Source organism: Streptomyces sp. NPDC016309 (assembly GCF_043077235.1).
Taxonomy (GTDB): Bacteria; Actinomycetota; Actinomycetes; order Streptomycetales; family Streptomycetaceae; genus Streptomyces.
The window spans coordinates 293,135-315,737 of the sequence record NZ_JBIBSG010000009.1 but is presented as its reverse complement, the minus strand read 5'-3'; the positions used below and the strand labels follow the sequence as shown (position 1 = coordinate 315,737).

21 protein-coding genes are annotated in these 22,603 nt (G+C 71.1%); 8 read left to right on the top strand and 13 right to left on the bottom strand.

The annotated features are described in order from the left end of the window. Window positions 1–105: 105 nt before the first annotated feature. The 8 genes from ACF068_RS23945 to ACF068_RS23910 form a co-directional block, all read right to left on the bottom strand. Complete coding sequence (locus ACF068_RS23945; protein WP_344364780.1) at window positions 106–444, bottom strand: metal-sulfur cluster assembly factor; 339 nt, start codon at window positions 442–444, stop codon at window positions 106–108. Further along, the gene (gene sufU, locus ACF068_RS23940) at window positions 441–905 is read right to left on the bottom strand and encodes a Fe-S cluster assembly sulfur transfer protein SufU (RefSeq protein ID WP_392276319.1); all 465 of its coding nucleotides are present in this window, start codon (window positions 903–905) and stop codon (window positions 441–443) included. The genes ACF068_RS23945 and sufU overlap by 4 nt, the downstream gene beginning before the upstream one ends. An 8-nt stretch (window positions 906–913) precedes the next feature. Then, the gene (locus tag ACF068_RS23935; RefSeq protein WP_392276318.1) at window positions 914–2,170 is read right to left on the bottom strand and encodes a cysteine desulfurase; all 1,257 of its coding nucleotides are present in this window, start codon (window positions 2,168–2,170) and stop codon (window positions 914–916) included. Further along, window positions 2,167–2,931, bottom strand: coding sequence for a Fe-S cluster assembly ATPase SufC (sufC, locus tag ACF068_RS23930; RefSeq protein ID WP_392276317.1), 765 nt, complete (start codon window positions 2,929–2,931; stop codon window positions 2,167–2,169). Before sufC ends, ACF068_RS23935 begins: the two co-directional genes overlap by 4 nt. A 7-nt stretch (window positions 2,932–2,938) precedes the next feature. After that, on the bottom strand, window positions 2,939–3,256 hold the full coding sequence (locus tag ACF068_RS23925; RefSeq protein ID WP_126883593.1) for a non-heme iron oxygenase ferredoxin subunit: 318 nt from the start codon (window positions 3,254–3,256) through the stop codon (window positions 2,939–2,941). Continuing rightward, window positions 3,256–4,437: a Fe-S cluster assembly protein SufD gene (gene sufD / locus ACF068_RS23920; RefSeq protein ID WP_392276316.1), complete on the bottom strand. Its 1,182-nt coding sequence runs from the start codon at window positions 4,435–4,437 to the stop codon at window positions 3,256–3,258. Before sufD ends, ACF068_RS23925 begins: the two co-directional genes overlap by 1 nt. A gap of 142 nt (window positions 4,438–4,579) precedes the next feature. Then, window positions 4,580–5,995 carry a Fe-S cluster assembly protein SufB gene (gene sufB / locus ACF068_RS23915; protein WP_392276315.1) on the bottom strand — a complete coding sequence of 472 codons (1,416 nt, stop codon included), beginning with the start codon at window positions 5,993–5,995 and terminating at the stop codon, window positions 4,580–4,582. Continuing rightward, window positions 5,992–6,726 carry a helix-turn-helix transcriptional regulator gene (locus ACF068_RS23910; RefSeq protein ID WP_392276314.1) on the bottom strand — a complete coding sequence of 245 codons (735 nt, stop codon included), beginning with the start codon at window positions 6,724–6,726 and terminating at the stop codon, window positions 5,992–5,994. The genes sufB and ACF068_RS23910 overlap by 4 nt, the downstream gene beginning before the upstream one ends. 293 nt (window positions 6,727–7,019) lie before the next feature. On the opposite strand from ACF068_RS23910, the gene ACF068_RS23905 reads away from it, so the two are divergent. The 3 genes from ACF068_RS23905 to ACF068_RS23895 all read left to right on the top strand — a co-directional run bounded on the left by ACF068_RS23905 (window position 7,020) and on the right by ACF068_RS23895 (window position 9,806). Then, entirely contained in the window at window positions 7,020–7,946 is a 927-nt protein-coding gene (locus ACF068_RS23905; RefSeq protein ID WP_392276313.1) for an ABC transporter ATP-binding protein, read from the top strand. Further along, on the top strand, window positions 7,943–8,710 hold the full coding sequence (locus ACF068_RS23900) for an ABC transporter permease (RefSeq protein WP_392276312.1): 768 nt from the start codon (window positions 7,943–7,945) through the stop codon (window positions 8,708–8,710). Before ACF068_RS23905 ends, ACF068_RS23900 begins: the two co-directional genes overlap by 4 nt. 94 nt (window positions 8,711–8,804) lie before the next feature. Next, window positions 8,805–9,806, top strand: coding sequence for a heme A synthase (locus tag ACF068_RS23895; protein WP_392276311.1), 1,002 nt, complete (start codon window positions 8,805–8,807; stop codon window positions 9,804–9,806). Between the two features lie 78 nt (window positions 9,807–9,884). Here ACF068_RS23895 and ACF068_RS23890 read toward each other — a convergent pair whose 3' ends face one another. From ACF068_RS23890 to ACF068_RS23880, 3 genes are all read right to left on the bottom strand, one after another. Continuing rightward, window positions 9,885–10,964 carry an amidohydrolase gene (locus ACF068_RS23890; protein WP_392276310.1) on the bottom strand — a complete coding sequence of 360 codons (1,080 nt, stop codon included), beginning with the start codon at window positions 10,962–10,964 and terminating at the stop codon, window positions 9,885–9,887. Window positions 10,965–11,032: 68 nt separating this feature from the next. Beyond that, window positions 11,033–11,380, bottom strand: a complete 348-nt coding sequence (locus ACF068_RS23885) for a hypothetical protein (protein WP_392276309.1) — start codon at window positions 11,378–11,380, stop codon at window positions 11,033–11,035. 148 nt (window positions 11,381–11,528) lie between these two features. Continuing rightward, window positions 11,529–12,470 carry a heme o synthase gene (locus tag ACF068_RS23880; protein WP_392276308.1) on the bottom strand — a complete coding sequence of 314 codons (942 nt, stop codon included), beginning with the start codon at window positions 12,468–12,470 and terminating at the stop codon, window positions 11,529–11,531. A 372-nt stretch (window positions 12,471–12,842) separates the two neighbouring features. Here ACF068_RS23880 and tkt point away from each other — a divergent pair, with 372 nt between their 5' ends. The 5 genes from tkt to pgl are packed head-to-tail and all read left to right on the top strand — an operon-like array spanning window position 12,843 to window position 19,490. Further along, window positions 12,843–14,930: a transketolase gene (tkt, locus tag ACF068_RS23875; protein ID WP_392276307.1), complete on the top strand. Its 2,088-nt coding sequence runs from the start codon at window positions 12,843–12,845 to the stop codon at window positions 14,928–14,930. Between the two features lie 35 nt (window positions 14,931–14,965). Further along, window positions 14,966–16,084 (top strand): transaldolase, encoded by a 1,119-nt coding sequence (tal, locus tag ACF068_RS23870; protein WP_392276306.1) that lies wholly within the window; start codon window positions 14,966–14,968, stop codon window positions 16,082–16,084. Between the two features lie 3 nt (window positions 16,085–16,087). After that, a complete protein-coding gene (gene zwf, locus ACF068_RS23865; RefSeq protein ID WP_392276305.1) occupies window positions 16,088–17,620 on the top strand; it encodes a glucose-6-phosphate dehydrogenase in 1,533 nt (510 codons plus the stop codon). Beyond that, complete coding sequence (gene opcA, locus ACF068_RS23860) at window positions 17,617–18,711, top strand: glucose-6-phosphate dehydrogenase assembly protein OpcA (RefSeq protein ID WP_392276304.1); 1,095 nt, start codon at window positions 17,617–17,619, stop codon at window positions 18,709–18,711. Before zwf ends, opcA begins: the two co-directional genes overlap by 4 nt. Then, on the top strand, window positions 18,708–19,490 hold the full coding sequence (pgl, locus tag ACF068_RS23855; protein ID WP_392276303.1) for a 6-phosphogluconolactonase: 783 nt from the start codon (window positions 18,708–18,710) through the stop codon (window positions 19,488–19,490). Before opcA ends, pgl begins: the two co-directional genes overlap by 4 nt. Before the next feature lie 129 nt (window positions 19,491–19,619). Here pgl and pgi read toward each other — a convergent pair whose 3' ends face one another. Beyond that, on the bottom strand, window positions 19,620–21,272 hold the full coding sequence (gene pgi / locus ACF068_RS23850) for a glucose-6-phosphate isomerase (protein ID WP_392276302.1): 1,653 nt from the start codon (window positions 21,270–21,272) through the stop codon (window positions 19,620–19,622). Between the two features lie 56 nt (window positions 21,273–21,328). Further along, entirely contained in the window at window positions 21,329–22,555 is a 1,227-nt protein-coding gene (locus tag ACF068_RS23845; RefSeq protein ID WP_392276427.1) for an MFS transporter, read from the bottom strand. Window positions 22,556–22,603 lie beyond the last annotated feature (48 nt).

The window sequence follows — 22,603 nt, the reverse complement described above, 5'->3', positions numbered from 1 at the left end:
CCGATCGGGTACGGGGAGACGTACGGAGAGACGGCCATGCCCTCCGCCCAAGCTCTTCGAGCAGGGGGAGGGCATGGCCGTCGCAGCCGGACGGTACCGGTGGTCTCAGACGTTGAAGCCGAGCGCGCGGAGCTGCTCGCGGCCGTCGTCCGTGATCTTGTCCGGGCCCCACGGCGGCATCCAGACCCAGTTGATCTTCAGCTCGTTGACGATGCCGTCCGTCGCGGCCTTCGCCTGGTCCTCGATCACGTCGGTCAGCGGGCAGGCCGCCGACGTCAGCGTCATGTCCAGGGTCGCGATGTTGGAGTCGTCGATGTGGATGCCGTAGATGAGGCCGAGGTTGACGACGTCGATGCCCAGCTCGGGGTCGACGACGTCGTACAGCGCCTCGCGGACCTCCTCCTCGGACGCGGGCTTCATCTGGGCCGTCTGGTTCTCGCTCATGCCGTCTTCCTCTCCGCGCCGTCACCCATCGCCTGGGCGGTCGCGTCCTTCCAGGCCATCCAGCTCAGCAGGGCGCACTTCACCCGGGCCGGGTACTTGGAGACGCCGGCGAACGCGACCGCGTCCTCCAGCACCTCCTCCATCGCGTCGTCGGGCTCGATCCTGCCCTTGGACTGCATCAGCTCCAGGAAGGTGGCCTGGATCCGCTGCGCCTCGGCGAGCTCCTTGCCGACGAGGAGTTCGTTCAGGACGGAGGCCGACGCCTGGCTGATCGAGCAGCCCTGGCCCTCGTACGACACGTCCGCGATCCGCGATCCGTCGTACTTCACGCGCAGCGTGATCTCGTCGCCGCACGTCGGGTTGACGTGGTGCACCTCGGCGTCGCCGTCCCGCAAGCCCCGCCCGTGCGGATGCTTGTAGTGGTCCAGGATGACGTCCTGGTACATCGAATCCAGCTTCACACCCGCTCCTAGCCGAAGAAGTTCCGGACGTGCTCCAGGCCCTCGACCAAGGCGTCGACCTCGGCCGGCGTGGAGTACAGATAGAACGACGCCCGCGTGGTCGCAGGAATTCCGTACCGGAGGCAGACCGGCCGCGCGCAGTGGTGGCCGACCCGGACGGCGATGCCCTGCTCGTCCAGGACCTGGCCCACGTCGTGCGGGTGGATGTCCCCGAGGACGAAGGAGATCGCCGCGCCGCGGTCCTCGGCCGTCACCGGGCCGATGATCCGCAGGTCCGGGACCTCCTGGAGGCGGCGGACCGCGTACTCGGTGATCGCGTGCTCATGGCGCGCGATGTTGTCCATGCCGATGGAGGTGAGGTAGTCCACGGCGGCGCCGAGGCCGACGGCCTGGGCGACCGGGGGCGTGCCCGCCTCGAACTTGTGCGGCGCGGGGGCGTAGGTCGACGAGTTCATCGACACGGTCTCGATCATCTCGCCGCCGCCGAGGAACGGCGGGAGGTCCTCCAGCAGTTCCTGGCGGCCCCACAGGACGCCGATGCCGGTCGGGCCGCACATCTTGTGGCCGGTGAAGGCGACGAAGTCGGCCTGGAGGGCCTGGACGTCCAGCACCATGTGCGGGGCGGCCTGCGAGGCGTCGATCAGCACCAGCGCGCCGACCTCCTGGGCGCGTCGCACTATCGCCTCGACCGGGTTGAGGGTGCCGAGGATGTTGGAGACCAGCACGAAGGAGACGATCTTCGTCTTCTCGGTGATGACCTGGTCGATGTTCGACAGGTCGAGGCGGCCGTCGTCGGTCAGGCCGAACCACTTCAGCTTCGCGCCGGTGCGCTGCGACAGCAGCTGCCACGGAACGATGTTGGAGTGGTGCTCCATCTCCGTGATGACGATCTCGGTCTCGTGGTCGACCCGGTAGGGCTCGTCGGCCCATCCGAGCATGTTGGCGACCAGGTTGAGCGACTCCGAGGCGTTCTTGGTGAAGATCACCTCGTTGCGGCTCGGCGCGTTGATGAAGGCGGCGACCTTGTCGCGCGCCCCCTCGTACAGCGCCGTGGCCTCCTCGGCCAGCACGTGCACGCCGCGGTGCACATTGGCGTTGTGCTGTTCGTAGTACTCACTGAGCACGTCGATGACCTGGCGCGGCGTCTGGGAGGTCGCCGCGTTGTCCAGGTACACGAGCTTCTTGCCGTCGTGGAGCACCCGGTCGAGGATGGGGAAGTCCTTGCGGAGCGCCTCGGTGTCGAGGAGGCCCGGCAGCTGTGTCACGCGGATGCGCCACCCTTCGTGTAGGACTCGTAGCCCTCGGCCTCCAGCTTGTCGGCGAGCTCGGGGCCACCGGACTCGACGATCTTGCCGCCGGCGAAGACATGGACGTGGTCCGGCTTGATGTACCGCAGGATCCGCGTGTAGTGCGTGATCAGCAGGGTGCCGACCTCGCCGGTCTCGCGGACGCGGTTGACGCCCTCGGAGACGATGCGCAGCGCGTCGACGTCCAGGCCGGAGTCGGTCTCGTCGAGGATCGCGACCTTCGGCTTGAGGAGCTCGAGCTGGAGGATCTCGTGCCGCTTCTTCTCACCGCCGGAGAAGCCCTCGTTGACGTTGCGCTCGGCGAAGGCGGGGTCCATGTTGAGGCGCTGCATGGCCTCCTTGACCTCCTTCACCCAGGTGCGGAGCTTGGGGGCCTCGCCGCGGACGGCGGTGGCGGAGGTGCGCAGGAAGTTGCTCACCGAGACGCCGGGGACCTCGACCGGGTACTGCATGGCGAGGAACAGGCCGGCGCGGGCGCGCTCGTCGACGGACATCTCCAGGACGTCCTCGCCGTCGAGGGTGACGGTGCCGCCGGTGATCGTGTACTTGGGGTGACCCGCGAGGGAGTACGCGAGCGTCGACTTGCCGGAGCCGTTGGGGCCCATGATGGCGTGGGTCTCGCCCTGCTTCACGGTCAGGTCGACGCCCTTGAGGATCTCCTTCGTGGCGTTGTCGGCCTCGACGGAGACGTGCAGGTCGCGGATTTCAAGCGTAGCCATGGGTGACTCAGGACTCCTGGGTGACGGAGACGAGCACATCGTCCCCTTCGATCTTGACGGGGTATACGGGGACGGGGCGCGTCGCGGGAAGGCCGGACGGCTTGCCGGTGCGGAGGTCGAAGGCCGACCCGTGCAGCCAGCACTCGATCTGGCAGTCCTCGACCTCGCCCTCCGACAGCGAGACGTTCGCGTGCGAGCAGATGTCGTGGATCGCGAACACCTCGCCCTCGGTCTGGACGACGGAGATGGGCGTGCCGTCGAGTTCCACCCGCTTCGGGGTGTCCTCCTCCAGCTCGCTCAGCCCGCAGGCTCGGACGAAGGGCATCAGAGGGACGCCTCCAGCTCGGCCTCGATCTTGGCGATCAGCCGCTCCTCGACGTCCGGCAGACCGATCTGCTGGACCAGCTCGGCGAAGAAGCCGCGAACGACGAGGCGGCGGGCCTCGGTCTCCGGGATGCCACGGGCCATGAGGTAGAAGAGCTGTTCGTCGTCGAAGCGGCCGGTGGCCGAGGCGTGGCCGGCGCCGGCGATCTCGCCGGTCTCGATCTCCAGGTTCGGCACGGAGTCGACGCGGGCGCCGTCCGTCAGGACGAGGTTGCGGTTCATCTCGTACGTGTCGGTGCCCTCGGCCGCGGCCTGGATGAGGACGTCACCGATCCACACCGCGTGGGCGTTCTCGCCCTGGAGCGCGCCCTTGTAGGCGACGTTCGACGTGCAGTGCGGGGTGTTGTGGTCGACGAGGAGGCGGTGCTCCTGGTGCTGGCCCTTCTCCGTGAAGTACAGGCCGAAGAGCTCGGCCCCGCCGCCGGTGCCGGCGTACTTCACGCGCGGGTGCAGACGCACGACGTCACCGCCGAAGGTGACGACGACCGACTTGAAGGAGGCGTCCCGGCCGACCAGCGCGTTGTGCTGGGCGACATGGACGGCCTTCTCGTCCCAGTCCTGGATGGAGACGACGGTCAGCTTGGCGCCGTCACCGAGCACGAAGTCGACGTTGGCGGCGAGGACCGCGTCACCGGTGTGGTCGATGACCACGACGGCCTCGGCGAACGCGCCGAGCTCGATCACCTGGTGGCCGAAGGCGGTGCCGCCCTGGCCGTGCACGGAGATCCGGACCGGCTCGGTGAGCACGGTCTCCTTGGGGACGGTGACGACCGAGGCCTTCTCGAAGGCGGAGTACGCCTGGGCGGCTACCCGGTCCACCGGGGTGCCGGCCTTGCCGAGCCGCTCGTCGTCGCGGCCGACGGTCTCGACGGTGACGCCCTCGGGCGCCTCCACCTCGACGCGCACGCCGTCGCCGGTGGCGACCGCGGTGCCGTCGTGCAGCCCGCGGAGCCGCTCCAGCGGCGTGAACCGCCACTCCTCCTCACGGCCGTGCGGGACGGGGAAGTCCGCGACGTCGAAGGAGGGGGGCGCGCTCATGCGGGTCGCGACGGTGGACTCGGCGGCCACCGCGATGGAGCCGGCGGTGGTGGAGCCCACCGGGATGTTCTGGGCCTCAGCCATGGCTGTCGGTCTGCTCGCTTTCTGCGTTCGGTGCGTTCGCTGCCCGCGGGGCGGCTCCGGCCGTCGGCCGGTCGCCCTGCGGGCGGCTCACGGGGCTCACACCGGGTGAGCCGGGGGACGTGATCGACAGGGGCGGGGCGGGTCAGCCCACCGCGCCTTCCATCTGGAGCTCGATCAGCCGGTTGAGCTCGAGCGCGTACTCCATGGGCAGCTCCTTGGCGATCGGCTCGACGAAGCCGCGCACGATCATCGCCATGGCCTCGTCCTCCGACAGACCGCGGCTCATGAGGTAGAAGAGCTGGTCCTCGGAGACCTTGGAGACGGTCGCCTCGTGGCCCATGGACACGTCGTCCTCGCGGACGTCGACGTACGGGTACGTGTCGGAGCGGGAGATCGTGTCGACGAGCAGCGCGTCGCACAGGACGTTCGACTTGGAGCCCGGGGCACCCTCGCCGATCTCGATGAGACCGCGGTAGGAGGTGCGGCCGCCGCCTCGCGCCACCGACTTGGAGACGATGTTGGAGGAGGTGTTCGGGGCCATGTGGACCATCTTGGCGCCGGCGTCCTGGTGCTGGCCCTCGCCCGCGAAGGCGATGGACAGGGTCTCGCCCTTGGCGTGCTCGCCCATCAGGTAGACGGCCGGGTACTTCATCGTCACCTTGGAGCCGATGTTGCCGTCGACCCACTCCATGGTCGCGCCCTCGTAGGCCACGGCGCGCTTGGTGACCAGGTTGTAGACGTTGTTCGACCAGTTCTGGATCGTCGTGTAGCGGCAGCGGCCGCCCTTCTTGACGATGATCTCGACGACGGCGCTGTGCAGCGAGTCCGAGGAGTAGATGGGGGCGGTGCAGCCCTCGACGTAGTGGACGTAGGCGTCCTCGTCGACGATGATCAGCGTCCGCTCGAACTGGCCCATGTTCTCGGTGTTGATGCGGAAGTAGGCCTGGAGCGGGATCTCGACGTGCACGCCCTTGGGGACGTAGATGAACGAGCCGCCGGACCACACCGCGGTGTTCAGCGACGCGAACTTGTTGTCGCCGACCGGGATGACCGTGCCGAAGTACTCCTGGAAGAGCTCCGGGTGCTCCTTGAGCGCGGTGTCGGTGTCCAGGAAGATGACGCCCTGCTCCTCCAGGTCCTCGCGGATCTGGTGGTAGACGACCTCGGACTCGTACTGGGCCGCGACACCGGCGACGAGGCGCTGCTTCTCCGCCTCGGGGATGCCGAGCTTGTCGTACGTGTTCTTGATGTCCTCGGGCAGGTCCTCCCAGGAACCGGCCTGCTTCTCGGTGGAGCGGACGAAGTACTTGATGTTGTCGAAGTCGATGCCCGACAGGTCGGAGCCCCAGTTCGGCATGGGCTTCTTGTCGAAGAGGCGCAGACCCTTCAGCCGCAGCTTCAGCATCCACTCCGGCTCGTTCTTCTTCGCGGAGATGTCGCGGACGACGTCCTCGGAGAGACCGCGCTTGGCGGCGGCACCGGCCGCGTCCGAGTCGGCCCAGCCGTACTCGTACCGACCCAGGCCCTCGAGCTCGGGGTGGCTGATCTCGGTGGTCATGCGGGGTTCCTCCCGGCCGTGCTTGCGGATGCTGTGGGTGTGGTGTGCGGGATGTACGTCGTGCAGACCCCGTCGCCGTGGGCGATGGTGGCCAGTCGCTGCACATGGGTGCCGAGCAGGCGGCTGAAGAATTCCGTCTCAGCCTCGCATAGCTGCGGGTACCGCTCGGCGACGTGGGCGACCGGGCAGTGGTGCTGGCAGAGCTGCTGTCCGACCGGCGCGTTGCGCGCCGTGGCAGCGTACCCGTCCGCGCTCAGGGCCCTGGCGAGTGCCTCGGCCCGCTCCTCGGGCGCCGCGGCCTCGACGGCCTCGCGGTACGCCTCCGCCTGGTTCTCCATGCGGTCCCGGGCGAACGCGGCGACGGCGGCTTCCCCGGCGGCACCGCCGCCGGCCGACCGCTCGATCCAGCGCAGGGCGTCGACGGCGAGCGTGTCGTACGACTGGTCGAAGGCGTCCCGGCCGCAGTCCGTCAGGGCGAACACCTTGGCCGGGCGGCCACGGGTGCGGGCCCCGTAGACGCGCTGCTCGCGCGGGGCGACGACGTCGTCGGCGACCAGGGCGTCGAGATGGCGGCGGACGGCGGCCTGAGTGAGGCCGAGCCGCTTGGCGAGCTCGGCCACGGTGGACGGGCCGTGATCCAGGATGGACCGCGCGACCCGGTTGCGCGTGGAGCGCTCCCCGGTCGCGAGTTCCTCCGCTGGAGCCGCGGGAGCCTCACCGACGTTTTTCACAACGCCATTGTTGCGTAATTCCTCAGAACCTGACAAGCGACGTCCTGAGGGGTGGACGGTGCCGTGCATCACTAAGGGAAACCTAACCTGACCTGGGGAAACGGGCAGGGAGCCGACCGCTTCGGGCCCCGCACCCCCGGTCTGACCTGCCCGTTTTGCCCGGCCGCGGCGGCGTCGGGCCCCCGGGCGGGAGACCGGGCGAGGGACTCCGCCCGGCCCGCGCCCGAGTCCCGCCCGTCCCGGGGTCCACCCGCCGGACGGGTGGTCCCGAGCAGCTCTCTAGACTTCCGCCCATGCGAAACGAGTCCGTCGTCCAGGTCCGGGGCCTGGTCAAGCGGTACGGGACCAAGACCGCGGTGGACGGCCTCGACCTCGACGTCCGGGCGGGCACCGTCACCGCCGTCCTGGGGCCGAACGGGGCCGGCAAGACCACCACCGTCGAGACCTGCGAGGGCTACCGCCGCCCCGACGCCGGCACCGTCCGGGTGCTGGGCCTCGACCCGGTCGCCGACGCCGCCCGGCTGCGGCCCCGCATCGGCGTGATGCTCCAGTCCGGCGGCGTCTACTCCGGCGCCCGCGCCGACGAGATGCTCCGCCACATGGCCAGGCTGCACGCCCGCCCGCTCGACGTGGACGCACTGATCGAGCGCCTGGGCCTCGGCTCCTGCGGCCGGACGACCTACCGGCGGCTGTCCGGCGGCCAGCAGCAGCGCCTGGCGCTGGCGATGGCCGTCGTCGGCCGCCCCGAGCTGGTCTTCCTCGACGAGCCGACCGCCGGGCTCGACCCGCAGGCCCGCCGCTCCACCTGGGAGCTGGTCCGCGAACTGCGTGCCGACGGTGTCACCACCGTCCTGACCACGCACTACATGGACGAGGCCGAGGAGCTCGCCGACGACGTCGCGATCATCGACGCGGGCCGGGTCGCCGCCCAGGGCAGCCCCGAGGAACTCTGCCGGGGCGGCGCGGAGAACACCCTCCGCTTCACCGGCCGCCCCGGTCTCGACCTCGGCTCGCTGCTGAAGGCCCTCCCGGACGGCACCGCGGCCGCCGAGCTGACGCCGGGCGCGTACCGCATCAGCGGCACCGTCGACCCCCAGCTGCTCGCCACGGTCACGAGCTGGTGCGCCCAGCACGGGGTGATGCCCGACGGGATCGCGGTCGAGCGCCACACCCTCGAAGACGTCTTCCTCGAACTGACCGGCAAGGAGCTGCGTTCATGAGCGCCGGGACCTACACGCCCGAGCCGGGTGCGGCACCGGTCGGACGGATGATCGCCGCCCAGGCCGTCTTCGAGACGAAGATGCTGCTGCGCAACGGCGAGCAGCTACTGCTCACCGTGATCATCCCCTCGCTGCTGCTGGTGTTGTTCTCGACGGTCGACATCGTCGACACGGGCGGTGGCGAGCCGGTGGACTTCCTGGCGCCCGGTGTCCTCGCGCTGGCCGTGATGTCGACGGCGTTCACCGGGCAGGCCATCGCCACGGGCTTCGAGCGGCGGTACGGGGTGCTCAAGCGCCTGGGCGCGTCACCGCTCCCCCGCTGGGCGCTGATGACGGCCAAGACCGCCTCGGTGCTCGTCACCGAGGTGCTCCAGGTCGCGCTGCTGACCGTGATCGCCCTGGCGCTGGGCTGGTCGCCGCGGGGCAACCCCCTCGCGGTGGCGCTGCTCCTGCTGCTCGGCACGGCGGCCTTCTCGGGACTCGGGCTGCTGATGGCCGGGACCCTGCGGGCCGAGGCGACCCTGGCCGCCGCCAACCTGGTGTTCCTGCTGCTGCTGGTGGGCGGCGGGGTGATCGTGCCGCTGGAGAGGTTCCCGGACGCGGCCCGGACGGTGCTGGAGCTGCTGCCGATCTCCGCCCTGTCGGACGGTCTGCGGGACGTCCTGGCGGGCGGGGCGCCCCTGCCCTGGGGGCCGGCCGGGATCCTGGCGGTCTGGGCGGTGCTCGGGCTGGGCGCGGCGGCCCGCTTCTTCCGCTGGGAGTAGGCGCGGCGGACCGTACGGGCCCCTGGAGCCACGGCGGCGGCCGTACGGGCCCCTGGAGCAGGCTCGGCGGGCTGTACGGGCCCCTCGTGAATCCATGCACAAGCGGGCGCCTACGATAGGGGGCGTGTTGACCCCCCTCGCCTATATCGCCCAGCGCTGGACACCCTCCCCCAAGACGGTCCGGCGCGCCGCGCTCTCCGCCGTCGTGATGAGCGTCGTCATCGTCGTCACGGGTGGTGCCGTCCGGCTGACCGGTTCCGGTCTCGGCTGCGACACCTGGCCCAAGTGCACGGACGACAGTCTGTTCGCCACGCCCGAGCAGGGCATCCACGGCGCGATCGAGTTCGGCAACCGGATGCTGACGTACGTCCTGTCGGCGGCCGTCGGCTGGGCGATCGTCGCCGCGCGCGCCGCCAAGCCGCGGCGGCGCGGGCTGACCCGGCTCGGCTGGGCCCAGTTCTGGGCCGTGATGAGCAACGCGGTGATCGGCGGCATCACGGTGTGGACGGGCCTCAACCCGTGGAGCGTCGCCGGGCACTTCCTCGCCGCGAACGCCCTGCTCACCCTCGCCACGCTCACCTGGGTGCGCGCCGGCGAGGGCGACGGCGCGCCCCGGCCGCGGGTCCCGGGCCCGGTGCGCAAGCTGGGCTGGACGCTGGTGGTCGTGGCGGGCCTGCTGGTCGCCGCGGGGACGACGGTGACGGGCTCCGGCAAGCACGCGGGGGACAGCAGCGACGTCCCGCGCATGCCGTTCGACTTCGCCACGATGGCCCATGTCCACGCCGTCTTCGCATGGGTGGTGTGCGCCCTGGCACTGGCGGTGTTCTTCGTCCTGCGCGTGGTGGACGCCCCGGACGACACCCGGGCGCGCGCCCGTGACCTGCTGCTGGTGCTGCTGGCGCAGGGCGGGATCGGGTACGTGCAGTACTTCACCGGGGTGCCGGAGGTCCTGGTGGCCCTGCACATGCTGGGCTCGTCCCTGATGTGGATCGCCGTGCTGCGGCTCGCCCTGAGCCTCCGCGAGCGGCCGCCGGCGGACCCGGGCGCGGGCATCCCGGCCCAGCAGGCGGACGCGGCGCTGAGCCCGGCGGCCTGACCCGGCGGCGGGCGGGCGCTGGACGGACGGGCCCCGGCCCGCCCCAGCCCGGCCCGGCCGGCCCCGAGCGAGCCTGCCCTAGGCCAGCCGGTAGACCCGCCGGGCGTTCCCCGCCGCGATCATCTCGGCGACCCGCTGGGCGTCCCGGCGGGACCACGAGCCCTCGTGGACGAAGTCGGCCAGCACCCGGCCGAGGGCCTCGCGGAACACCCGCGCGCCCACCACGTGCAGTTCGGGCAGCCCCCGCGCACCACTGGAGAACAGCAGCTTGCCGAACGGCGCGAGCTCCAGGGTCTCCGCCAGGACGGCCGCCGCCCGCGCCCCGGTCCGCGCGAGCGCGGGCCCCAGGTCGGCGTACACGTGCGGGAACACGCCCGTCAGGTGCGCGGCCTGCCGGTGGTACGGATAGCCGTGCAGCAGCACCAGGTCGGTGCCGAGCCCGGCGGTGGCCTCGGCGAAGTCGCCGAGCGTCATGGGGTCGTGGTGGCCGAGGCGCAGTTGCAGGGGCCGCCCCGAGGCGACGGCGATCCACAGCAGGTGGCGCAGCAGTACGGGGTCGGTGAGCGTCCCGCCGACCCGGCGGCGGGCCAGCCAGCGCCCGGCGGCGCCCCGCACCTCGCCGGGGCCCGGGGGCGCGGGCGCGAGGGCGAGCCCGTGGCGCACGGCGGTCGCGGAGGTGAACGCGACGGCGGTGACGGCGGCTCCGTGCACGGCCTCGGCGAGGTTGGCGAGCAGCGCGTCCACGCTGCCGGAGGTGTCGGCGACCTGCTCGGCGAGCGGTTCCAGGCGGACGATCTCGTGGGCCCGGGCGTCGCCGGCGGCGGCGAGCTCGACCGGTCCGGTGAGGTCGCCGGACAGGCCGGTCTCCACGAGGTAGGTGGAGATGCCGGTGGCGCGCAGCAGCCGGCGGCCGGCTTCCAGGGCCCCGAGTTCACGGCGGCGGGCCAGGTAGTGGGCCGGCGGGCAGTGCGGTTCGAGGCCGAGCAGGGGCGGGCACCAGCGCCGTACGGCGAAGCCGGTCTGCGTGTCGAAGAAGGTCGTGCCGGCCGCGGGGGGCCCGGCGGACCGGCCGAGCAGGGTCTCGAAGGTGCCCAGGCCCAGCTCCGTACGGAGCACCCCGTGGCAGTACTGGTCCACCAGCGTCGGGGTGTCGATCATGCGGGGGCTCCCTGCGATGGCTGAACCGTCACAGGTCCTAACGGGTGAGCCCCGCCCAAGGTGTTGCCTCAGTCGTTCGAGGGTCCGCCGACCTGGATGCCGGCCATGCGGCTCCACTCGTAGCGACCCGTGCGGACCTTGGCGGCGAGGTCGCCGTCGAAGGACTCGTGGAGGGTGAGGCCCGCCTTCTCGGCCGCGCTCCTGGCGACTTCGTGGGTGGGGGCCACGAGGTCGCCCCAGCCGCCGTCCTCGCCGACGAGCACGATGCGGGTGCCCATCTGCCCGATGTACGCGAGCTGGCCCTCGGCGCCGCCGTGCTCCTGGGAGAACGTCCGGATCCGCTTGGCGAGCCGCGTGGCCTTGCGGTCGGCCTTGGCCTCCGCCTGGGTGGTGTCGCCCTGCTTGGTGTCTGCCATGAACAGGATGCTACCCACCAGTAGGGGAACTCGCCAGAGCCGGCCCCAGGGGGTGCCCGGCCGATCATGCCGGGCTGATCGACGAGAGATCCCCTAGGGAGCGCGCGTGCAGGACACCGCGGGCCAGGCGGGACTTTCCGGACACGACCTAGCGCAGGAAGGGGTCCACGGCGACCGCCACGAACAGCAGCGACACATAGGTGATGGACCAGTGGAACAGCCGCATCTCCTTGAGCTTGCCGCCGGTCTCGCCGGCCTTGGCACGGCTCTGGAGCGCGTGCGCCTCCCACAGCCACCAGCCGCCGGTGGCCAGGGCCACCGTCGTGTAGAACCAGCCGGTGTAGCCCAGCGGCGTCAGCAGCAGCGAGACGGCGACCATCACCCAGCTGTAGAGGACGATCTGGCGGGCGACCACCCTGTTGGAGGCGATGACGGGCAGCATGGGCACGCCCACGCGCGCGTAGTCCTCCTTCACCTTCATCGACAGCGGCCAGTAGTGCGGCGGCGTCCAGAAGAAGATGACGAGGAAGAGGACGACGGCGGCCCAGGACACCGTGTTCGTGACCGACGACCAGCCGATCAGGACCGGCATGCAGCCGGCGATGCCGCCCCACACGATGTTCTGCGCGGTGCGCCGCTTGAGGATCATCGTGTAGACGACGACGTAGAACAGCAGCGCGCCCAGCGACAGCCAGGCGGACAGCCAGTTGACGAGCAGCCCGAACCAGAGCGTGGAGACGACGGCGAGGGTGAGGCCGAAGACCAGCCCCTCGCGCGGCGAGACCATGCCGGTGACCAGTGGCCGCTGCGACGTCCGGTCCATGAGGGCGTCGATGTCGCGGTCGATGTACATGTTCAGCGCGTTGGCGCCGCCGGCCGAGAGGTAGCCGCCCAGGCAGGTGGCGAGCACCAGCCACAGGTCGGGCACGCCCTGCTCGGCCAGGAACATCACGGGAACCGTGGTGATGAGCAGCAGCTCGATGATCCGCGGCTTGGTCAGCGCCACGAAGGCCTTGACGCGGGCCCCGAATGGCCGCTTCCCCGTGCTCGTCCCGAGCACACCCGCCGGACGGGATTCGACGGCCGTCACGCACACCCCTGACAGAGACATCCCAGCGAGTCGCTCCGGGCATGAGGGCCCTCGGGGCCGTGAAGACCGGGTAAAGACTCGCGCGTACCACGCCACTCTAGACGTTGCCCATACCTCGCTCTCCGCGGGGGTGGGCCGTGTTGGAGAGGGCACCGCAAAGGGTGGTTTCCACGCTCGGATGAGCGATCGGATGAGCGGCTCCGTATTCACTTGCCAAAAGCCGTAGGGCCCAGTCAGGAGGCGGATCCCGGCCGACCCCGGCAGTCTGGAATGACTCGAAAAAATGGACGTTCTCACGGGGGTAGGCTCGACAACGGCCGGTGGGATCTACGTCACCGGCATTCGACATGTGGAGAGGAGCCCTGACCCAGGGTGAGCACCAAGCCGACCACCACAGACCTCGAGTGGACCGAGTTGGACCAGCGGGCCGTCGACACCGCCCGCATCCTGGCCGCCGATGCCGTACAGAAGGTCGGCAACGGCCATCCCGGTACGGCCATGAGCCTGGCCCCGGCCGCGTACACCCTCTTCCAGAAGGTGATGCGGCACGACCCGGCGGACGCCGACTGGACCGGGCGCGACCGTTTCGTGCTGTCCGCCGGACACTCGTCCCTGACGCTGTACACCCAGCTCTACCTGGCCGGCTTCGGCCTGGAGCTGGACGACCTGAAGGCCTTCCGCACCTGGGGCTCGAAGACCCCGGGCCACCCGGAGTACGGCCACACGGTGGGCGTCGAGACGACGACCGGCCCGCTGGGCCAGGGTGTCGCCAACGCCGTGGGCATGGCCATGGCCGCCCGCTACGAGCGCGGCCTGTTCGACCCGGAGGCCGCTCCCGGCACCTCGCCGTTCGACCACTTCGTCTATTGCATCGCCGGTGACGGCTGCCTCCAGGAGGGCATCTCCTCCGAGGCGTCCTCCACGGCCGGGCACCAGAAGCTCGGCAACCTGATCCTGCTGTGGGACGACAACCACATCTCGATCGAGGGCGACACGGAGACGGCCGTCTCCGAGGACACGATGAAGCGGTACGAGGCCTACGGCTGGCACGTCCAGCGCGTGGAGCCCAAGGAGAACGGCGACCTCGACCCCGAGGCCCTTTTCCGTGCCCTCCAGGCCGCCAAGGCGGAGACCTCGCGCCCGTCGTTCATCGCGATGCGCTCGATCATCGCGTGGCCCGCCCCGAACGCGCAGAACACCGAGGCCGCCCACGGCTCGGCGCTCGGCGACGAGGAGGTCGCGGCCACCAAGCGCGTCCTGGGCTTCGACCCCGAGAAGTCCTTCGAGGTTTCGGACGAGGTTATCGGCCACACCCGCCGGGCCCTCGACCGCGGCCGCGAGGCCCGCGCGAAGTGGGAGAAGCAGTTCCAGGAGTGGCGCACCGCCAACCCGGAGCGCGCCGCCGAGTTCGACCGCATCGCCGCGGGCGAGCTGCCCACGGGCTGGGAGGAGAAGCTCCCGGTCTTCGAGACGGGCAAGGGCGTCGCCACCCGCGCCGCCTCCGGCAAGGTGCTCCAGGCGCTGGGCGCGGTCATCCCCGAGCTGTGGGGCGGTTCCGCCGACCTGGCCGGCTCGAACAACACGACGATCGACAAGACGTCGTCGTTCCTCCCCGAGGGCAACCCGCTGCCGGAGGCCGACCCGTACGGCCGGACCATCCACTTCGGTATCCGCGAGCACGCCATGGCCGCGGAGATGAACGGCATCGCGCTGCACGGCAACACCCGGATCTTCGGTGGCACCTTCCTGGTGTTCTCCGACTACATGCGCAACGCCGTCCGCCTCTCGGCGCTGATGCACCTGCCGGTGACGTACGTGTGGACCCACGACTCCATCGGTCTCGGCGAGGACGGCCCGACGCACCAGCCGGTCGAGCACCTGGCCTCGCTGCGCGCCATCCCGGGCCTGAACGTCGTCCGCCCGGCCGACGCCAACGAGACGGCGATCGCCTGGCGCGAGATCCTGCGCCGCTGGACCAAGGAGTTCGGCAAGGGCGCTCCGCACGGCCTCGCGCTGACGCGTCAGGGCGTGCCGACGTACGAGTGGAACGACGACGCGGCCCGCGGTGGCTACGTGCTGTTCGACGCGGACGGCGGCGAGCCGCAGGTGGTGCTGATCGGCACCGGCTCCGAGGTGCACCTGGCCGTCCAGGCCCGCGAGCAGCTCCAGGCCGCCGGCATTCCGACCCGGGTGGTGTCGATGCCGTCCGTCGAGTGGTTCGAGGAGCAGGACCAGGGGTACCGGGATGCCGTGCTGCCGCCGTCGGTGAAGGCGCGCGTCGCGGTCGAGGCCGGGATCGGTCTGACCTGGCACCGGTTCGTCGGTGACGCGGGTCGCGTCGTGTCGCTGGAGCACTTCGGTGCTTCGGCCGACGGCAAGGTGCTCTTCCGGGAGTTCGGCTTCACCGCCGAGGCGGTCGCCGCCGCGGCCAGGGAATCCATCGAAGCCGCAGCGCGCTGACGCCGGTACACGAACTAGTAGGAGATGCAATTCTCATGACAGACGCACTCAAGCGCCTCTCCGACGAAGGCGTCGCGATCTGGCTGGACGACCTGTCCCGCAAGCGGATCACGTCCGGGAACCTCGCCGAGCTGATCGACCAGCAGCACGTGGTGGGCGTGACCACCAACCCGTCGATCTTCCAGAAGGCGATCTCGCAGGGTGACGGGTACGACCAGCAGCTCACGGACCTCGCCGCCCGCGAGGTGACGGTCGAGGAAGCCATCCGCATGATCACGACCGCGGACGTGCGGGACGCCGCCGACATCCTGCGCCCGGTCTTCGACGCCACGCAGGGCCAGGACGGCCGGGTGTCGATCGAGGTGGACCCGCGCCTGGCGCACAACACCCGGGCGACGGTCGCGGAGGCCAAGCAGCTGGCGTGGCTGGTCGACCGGCCGAACACGCTGATCAAGATCCCCGCCACCGAGGCCGGTCTGCCGGCCATCGCGGAGGTCATCGGCCTGGGCATCAGCGTCAACGTCACGCTGATCTTCTCGCTGGAGCGCTACCGCCGGGTGATGGAGGCCTACCTCATCGGCCTGGAGAAGGCCAAGGAGCGCGGCCTGGACCTGTCGAAGATCCACTCGGTGGCCTCGTTCTTCGTGTCCCGCGTGGACACCGAGATCGACAAGCGGCTGGACGGCATCGGCACCGACGAGGCCTCGGCGCTGCGCGGCAAGGCCGCCCTCGCCAACGCGCGACTGGCCTACGAGGCGTACGAGGAGGTGTTCTCCTCCGACCGCTGGGCGGCCCTGGACAAGGCGCAGGCCAACAAGCAGCGTCCGCTGTGGGCGTCCACGGGCGTCAAGGACCCGGCGTACAAGGACACGCTGTACGTCGACGACCTGGTCGCGCCGGGCACGGTGAACACCATGCCCGAGGCCACCCTGGAGGCCACGGCCGACCACGGTTCGATCACCGGGAACACCATCGCCGGTACGTACGACCAGGCGCGCGCCGACCTCGCGGCCCTCGAGAAGCTCGGCATCAGCTACGACGAGGTCGTGCAGCTGCTGGAGGACGAGGGCGTCGACAAGTTCGAGGCGTCCTGGAACGACCTGCTCAAGTCGACCGAGGCGGAGCTCAAGCGCCTCGCCCCTTCGGAGGCGTAAACCTTGAACGCAGTTCATGGAGCGAATCCGCTCCGTGACGCCGCAGACCGACGGCTCCCGCGCATCGCGGGGCCGTCGGGCCTGGTGATCTTCGGCGTCACGGGCGATTTGTCCCGGAAAAAGCTGATGCCTGCCGTGTACGACCTCGCCAACCGGGGCCTGCTCCCGCCGGGCTTCTCGCTGATCGGGTTCGCCCGTCGCGAGTGGCAGGACGAGGACTTCGCGGACGAGGTGTACCAGGCCGTCAAGCAGCACGCCCGCACGCCCTTCCGTGAGGAGGTGTGGCAGCAGCTCAGCCAGGGGATGCGCTTCGTCCAGGGCAACTTCGACGACGACGAGGCGTTCGAGACCCTGAAGAAGACGATGGAGGAGCTGGACCAGGCGCAGGGCACCGGCGGGAACTTCGCGTTCTACCTCTCCGTACCGCCCAAGTTCTTCCCGGTCGTCGTCCAGCAGCTCAAGAAGCACGGGTTGGCCGACGAGAAGGACGACTCCTGGCGCCGCGCGGTCATCGAGAAGCCGTTCGGGCACGACCTGGCCTCCGCCAAGGAGCTCAACGGGATCGTCCACGAGGTCTTCTCGCCCGACCAGGTCTTCCGCATCGACCACTACCTGGGCAAGGAGACCGTCCAGAACATCCTGGCGCTGCGGTTCGCCAACACCCTCTTCGAGCCGATCTGGAACCGGTCGTACGTCGACCACGTGCAGATCACCATGGCCGAGGACATCGGCATCGGCGGCCGCGCCGGGTACTACGACGGCATCGGCGCCGCGCGTGACGTCATCCAGAACCACCTCCTCCAGCTACTGGCGCTGACCGCGATGGAGGAGCCCGCCTCCTTCGACGCGGACGCGCTCGCGGCCGAGAAGACCAAGGTGCTGGGCGCGGTGAAGCTGCCGAAGGACCTCGGCAAGTCCACCGTGCGCGCGCAGTACGCGGCCGGGTGGCAGGGCGGCGCGAGGGCCGTCGGCTACCTGGAGGAGGACGGGATCGACCCGCAGTCGAAGACCGACACCTACGCCGCGGTGAAGCTGGAGATCGACAACCGCCGCTGGGCGGGCGTCCCCTTCTACCTGCGTACCGGCAAGCGGCTCGGCCGCCGGGTCACCGAGATCGCGGTCGTCTTCCAGCGCGCCCCGCACTCCCCCTTCGACCACACGGCGACGGAGGAGCTGGGCCAGAACGCCCTGGTCATCCGCGTCCAGCCGGACGAGGGCGTGACGCTGCGGTTCGGCTCGAAGGTGCCGGGCACGTCGATGGAGGTCCGGGACGTCTCGATGGACTTCGCGTACGGCGAGTCCTTCACGGAGTCCAGCCCCGAGGCGTACGAGCGGCTGATCCTCGACGTCCTGCTCGGTGACGCCAACCTCTTCCCGCGCACGGAGGAGGTCGAGCTGTCCTGGAAGATCCTCGACCCGATCGAGCAGTACTGGGACCGCCACGGCAAGCCCGCGCAGTACGAGTCCGGGACCTGGGGTCCGGCCGAGGCGGACGAGATGCTCGCACGAGACGGACGGAGCTGGCGCCGGCCATGAAGACCGACCTGACGGACACCACATCCAGCAAGATCAACAAGGCGCTGGTACTGGGGCGGCGCGCCATCGGTACACCTGCCATAGGCATGGTGCTCACCCTCGTCATCGTCACGGACGAGGAGAACGCCTATGACGCGCTGAAGGCGGCCAACGAGGCGTCCCGCGAGCACCCCTCGCGGACCCTGGTGGTCATCAAGCGCCCGTCGCGTTCGCCGCGCGACCGGGCGAACGCGCGCCTGGACGCCGAGGTGCGGCTGGGCGCGGACGCCTCCACCGGCGAGACGGTGGTGCTGCGGCTGTACGGCGAGGTCATCGACCACGCCCAGTCGGTGGTCCTGCCGCTGCTGCTGCCGGACGCCCCCGTGGTGGTCTGGTGGCCGGTGGCCGCGCCGGCCGATCCGGCCAACGACCCGCTGGGCGCCCTCGGGCAGCGGCGCGTCACCGACTCGTACGCCTCCGAGCACCCGGTGCGGGAGCTCGCGGCGCGGGCGGCGGCCTACACCCCGGGCGACACGGACCTGTCCTGGACCCGCATCACGCCGTGGCGTTCGATGCTGGCGGCGGCCCTGGACCAGGTGACCTGCGAGGTCACGTCCGCCGAGGTCGAGGGCGAGGAGTTCAACCCGAGCGTGGAACTGCTGGCCATGTGGCTGGCGGACCGGCTGAAGATCCCGGTGAAGCGCTTGGCCTCGTCGGGGCCGGGCCTGACGGCGGTGCGGATGGAGACCACCTGTGGTCCCATCGTGCTGCACCGGCCGGACGCCTCGCTCGCCACCCTGTGCATCGAGGGCCAGCCGGACCGCGCGGTGGCGCTCAAGCGCCGGGAGACCTCCGAGCTGATCGCGGAGGAGCTGCGGCGCCTCGACCCCGACGACACCTACGCCTCGGTGCTGCGGTACGGGGTCGACCGGCTGGGTCACCCCGAGCGGCCGGCGGCCGGGGGTGCGAAGGGCTCCACCGCGGCGAACGCCTCGGACGCCGCTCCCGACGGTGCCGCGGACGGCTCCGGTGACTCCGGTGGCGCGTCGGGTGGTTCCGGGGACAAGCCCGCCGCGAAGAAGGCCCCTGCCAAGAAGGCGGCGGCCAAGTGAGCGCACCGCGGCTGGTGCTCCACCGGGACAAGGAGCTGATGGCCCAGGCGGCGGCGGCCCGCCTGATCACCGCGGTCGTGGACGCCCAGGCCGCCCGCGGGACCGCCTCCGTGGTCCTGACGGGCGGCCGCAACGGCAACGGCCTGCTGGCGGCGCTGCGTTCGTCCCCCGCCCGGGACGCGATCGACTGGTCGCGCCTCGACCTGTGGTGGGGGGACGAGCGGTTCCTCCCGGAGGGCGACCCGGACCGCAATGACACGCAGGCCCGTGAGGCGCTGCTCGACAGCGTCCCACTGGACCCGGCGCGGGTGCACACCATGCCCGTGTCGGGCGGGGCTTACCGTACGGACGCGGACGCCGCGGCCGCCGCGTACGCGGCGGAGCTGGCCGCGGCCGCGGGACCCGACGACCACGGCCCGGTGCCGGCGTTCGACGTGCTGATGCTGGGCGTCGGCCCGGACACGCACGTCGCCTCGCTGTTCCCGGAGCTCCCGGCGGTGCGGGAGACCGAGCGCATGGTGGTGGGCGTGCACGGCGCGCCGAAGCCGCCTGCCACCCGGATCTCGCTGACCCTGCCGGCGATCCGGGCGGCGCGTGAGGTGTGGCTGCTGGCCGCGGGCGAGGACAAGGCGACGGCGGCGGCGATCTCGCTGTCGGGCGCGGGCGAGGTGCAGGCCCCGGCGGCCGGCGCCTACGGCCGGTCGCGGACGCTGTGGCTGCTGGATCAGGCGGCCGCCGCGCGGCTCCCGCTGGCCCTGTTCCCGGAGGCCACTCTCTGACGGCTGCCCGGACGGCGGGCGGCCCGGCCGCGCCGCGGTCGCGTGGTGGTCGCCTCATAGCGAAGGCCCGGTTCACCCTGATGGGTGGACCGGGCCTTCGGTCGTCCGCGCCGGCTCAGCGGCGTCGGGTCACCGGCCGCGAAGGGTCCGGTAGCGCGCGGCCAGCGCGGCGGTGGAGCTGTCCAGCCGCTCACCGCCCTCGCCCTCGGTCAGCACGGGCTCGATCCTCTTGGCGAGGACCTTGCCGAGCTCGACGCCCCACTGGTCGAAGGAGTCGATGTTCCAGACGGCGCCCTGGACGAACACCTTGTGCTCGTAGAGCGCGATGAGCTGGCCCAGCACGGACGGGGTCAGCTCGTCGGCGAGGATCGTGGTGGTGGGGTGGTTGCCGCGGAAGGTCTTGTGCGGCACCAGCTCCTCCGCCACGCCCTCGGCCCGGACCTCGTCGGGCGTCTTGCCGAAGGCGAGCGCCTGGGTCTGGGCGAAGAAGTTGGCCATCAGCAGGTCGTGCTGGGCGACCAGGCCGGGCCGGAGGTCGGCGACCGGCTGGGCGAAGCCGATGAAGTCGGCCGGGATCACCTTGGTGCCCTGGTGGATGAGCTGGTAGTAGGCGTGCTGCCCGTTCGTGCCGGGGGTGCCCCAGACGACGGGGCCCGTCTGCCAGTCGACCGGGCGGCCATCGCGGTCCACGGACTTGCCGTTGGACTCCATGTCGAGCTGCTGGAGGTAGGCCGTGAACTTCGACAGGTAGTGGCTGTAGGGCAGGACCGCGTGCGACTGGGCGTCGAAGAACGCGCCGTACCAGACGCCCAGCAGGCCGAGCAGCAGCGGTGCGTTCTCCTCGGGCGGGGCGGTGCGGAAGTGCTCGTCGACCAGGTGGAAGCCGTCGAGCATCTCCCGGAACCGGTCCGGTCCGACGGCGATCATCAGGGAGAGGCCGATCGCGGAGTCGTACGAGTAGCGGCCGCCGACCCAGTCCCAGAACTCGAACATGTTGGCCGTGTCGATGCCGAAGTCCTGGACCTTCTCGGCATTGGTCGACAGGGCCACGAAGTGTTTGGCCACCGCGTCCTGACCCGCCCTCAGCTCGGTGAGGAGCCAGTCGCGGGCGGAGGTGGCGTTGGTGATGGTCTCGATGGTGGTGAACGTCTTCGACGCGATGATGAAGAGCGTCTCGGCCGCGTCCAGGTCCCGGACCGCCTCGTGGAGGTCGGCGCCGTCCACGTTGGAGACGAAACGGACCGTCAGGTCCCGCCGGGTGTAGGAGCGCAGCGCCTCGTACGCCATCGCCGGGCCCAGGTCGGAGCCGCCGATACCGATGTTGACGACGTTCTTGATGGGCTTGCCGGTGTGGCCGGTCCACTCGCCGGAGCGGACCCGCTCGGAGAACGCGGCCATCTTGTCGAGCACCGCGTGGACACTCGGCACCACGTTCTCGCCGTCGACCTCGATCACGGCGTCGCGCGGGGCGCGCAGCGCCGTGTGGAGGACGGCCCGGTTCTCGGTGGTATTGATCTTGTCTCCGCGGAACATGGCGTCCCGCAGCTCCGCCACCCCGGTGGCGGCGGCGAGTTCGCGCAGCAGTCGCAGCGTCTCGTCGGTCACCAGGTGCTTGGAGTAGTCCAGATACAGGTCGCCGACCCGCAGCGTGTACGCGGTGCCGCGCGCCGGGTCGGCGGCGAACAGTTCGCGCAGCTGTGTGTGTCCCAGCTGCTCCCGGTGCTTGCCGAGGGCGGTCCACTCGGGCATCCGGTTGAGCCTCGTGCGACCTTCTGCGTTCATCTCGGACATCAGCCCACTTTCTCGTACCTGCCTGCTTGCCCCGCTGCCCCTCCAACCTAATTGATCTGCCGCCCCAACGAGGCGACGGCGACCGCGAACAGCGCGGCCGCCAGCAGGGCGGGACCGCCCCCGCCCCACGCCGCCGCTGCCGCGCCGCCCAGCAGGGCGCCGAGCGGGGCGCCGCCGATGGCCAGGGTGCGGAACGCGGCGCTGATCCGGCCGAGCATCTCCGCCGGGCTGCGCTCCTGCATCAGCGTCACCTGGTTGACGTTCCACACCATGCCCATGAGGCCGAAGACCGCCAGGGCCACCAGCGCCACCCACAGCTCCCGCACCGACCCCAGGACACCCAGCGCCCCGGTCTGGACGACACCGGCGAGGAACACCGCCCGTATCCGGCCGGTCCGGTCGGCGATCCGGCCGGCCACCGCGCCGCCCGCCACGCTGCCCACGCCGTAGGCCGTGAGGGCGGCCGCGTACCCGCCGTCACCCGCGCCGAGCCAGCCGGTCATGTGCAGCACCAGGGTGGCGACCAGGGCGCCCACGCCCAGGTTGGCCAGCGTCGTCGCCACGCACAGCCGGCGCTGCGTCCGGTCCCGCCACAGGACCCGCAGCCCCTCGGCCATCTCGGCGCGCAGGGTGGAGCCGTCCCGGCGGGGCGGCCGCTTTGGCGCCGGCACCCGCAGCGAGGCCACCAGCAGGGCGGCCACCACGTACGAGGCCGCGTCCGCCGCGTACGGCACGGCGTCGCCCGCGAGCAGCAGCACGGGCACCAGCGGGGCCACCAGGAGGCCGCCCACGATCTGTTGGCCGGTCAGGAGCCGGGCGTTGGCGCCCGCGAGGGACTCGGCGGGCACCAGGGACGGCAGCAGCGACGTGGCCGCGTTGTCGAAGAGCGTCTGGAGCGTGGTGAGCGCGAAGGCGAGGGCGAGGAGCAGGGCGACGGAGGCGTGCCCCAGGGCGACCACGACGGCGAAGGCCGCCATCAGCCCGCCCCGGACGAGGTCGACGGCCCACATGGCGCCCCGCTGGTCGACCCGGTCGGCGACGGCCCCGCCCACCAGCCCGAACAGCAGCCACGGCAGATGGCCGCACGCGGTCACCGCGGCGATCAGCAGCGGCTCGCGGGTCAGTGAGACGGCGAGCAGCGGCATGGCCGCCGTACGCAACGAGTCCCCGGCCTTGGACACCACCGCGGCCGTCCACAGCCGTCCGAAGCCGCCCCGCCACGCCGGTACCCGCCGGACATCCCTCGTCGTCCTCGTCGTCCCCGTCGTCGCCACTGCCGCCCCCCGTACGCCGGATGATCCGTTCACCCATGACGGTAGGGG

Bases quoted from the DNA above. Each gene is read 5' to 3' on its own strand.
- ACF068_RS23945 (WP_344364780.1), bottom strand. From the start codon at position 444: ATGAGCGAGAACCAGACGGCCCAGATGAAGCCCGCGTCCGAGGAGGAG.
- sufC (WP_392276317.1), bottom strand. From the start codon at position 2,931: ATGGCTACGCTTGAAATCCGCGACCTGCACGTCTCCGTCGAGGCCGAC.
- ACF068_RS23925 (WP_126883593.1), bottom strand. From the start codon at position 3,256: ATGCCCTTCGTCCGAGCCTGCGGGCTGAGCGAGCTGGAGGAGGACACC.
- sufD (WP_392276316.1), bottom strand. From the start codon at position 4,437: ATGGCTGAGGCCCAGAACATCCCGGTGGGCTCCACCACCGCCGGCTCC.
- sufB (WP_392276315.1), bottom strand. From the start codon at position 5,995: ATGACCACCGAGATCAGCCACCCCGAGCTCGAGGGCCTGGGTCGGTAC.
- ACF068_RS23905 (WP_392276313.1), top strand. From the start codon at position 7,020: ATGCGAAACGAGTCCGTCGTCCAGGTCCGGGGCCTGGTCAAGCGGTAC.
- ACF068_RS23900 (WP_392276312.1), top strand. From the start codon at position 7,943: ATGAGCGCCGGGACCTACACGCCCGAGCCGGGTGCGGCACCGGTCGGA.
- ACF068_RS23895 (WP_392276311.1), top strand. From the start codon at position 8,805: ATGCACAAGCGGGCGCCTACGATAGGGGGCGTGTTGACCCCCCTCGCC.
- ACF068_RS23890 (WP_392276310.1), bottom strand. From the start codon at position 10,964: ATGATCGACACCCCGACGCTGGTGGACCAGTACTGCCACGGGGTGCTC.
- ACF068_RS23885 (WP_392276309.1), bottom strand. From the start codon at position 11,380: ATGGCAGACACCAAGCAGGGCGACACCACCCAGGCGGAGGCCAAGGCC.
- tal (WP_392276306.1), top strand. From the start codon at position 14,966: ATGACAGACGCACTCAAGCGCCTCTCCGACGAAGGCGTCGCGATCTGG.
- opcA (WP_392276304.1), top strand. From the start codon at position 17,617: ATGAAGACCGACCTGACGGACACCACATCCAGCAAGATCAACAAGGCG.
- pgi (WP_392276302.1), bottom strand. From the start codon at position 21,272: ATGAACGCAGAAGGTCGCACGAGGCTCAACCGGATGCCCGAGTGGACC.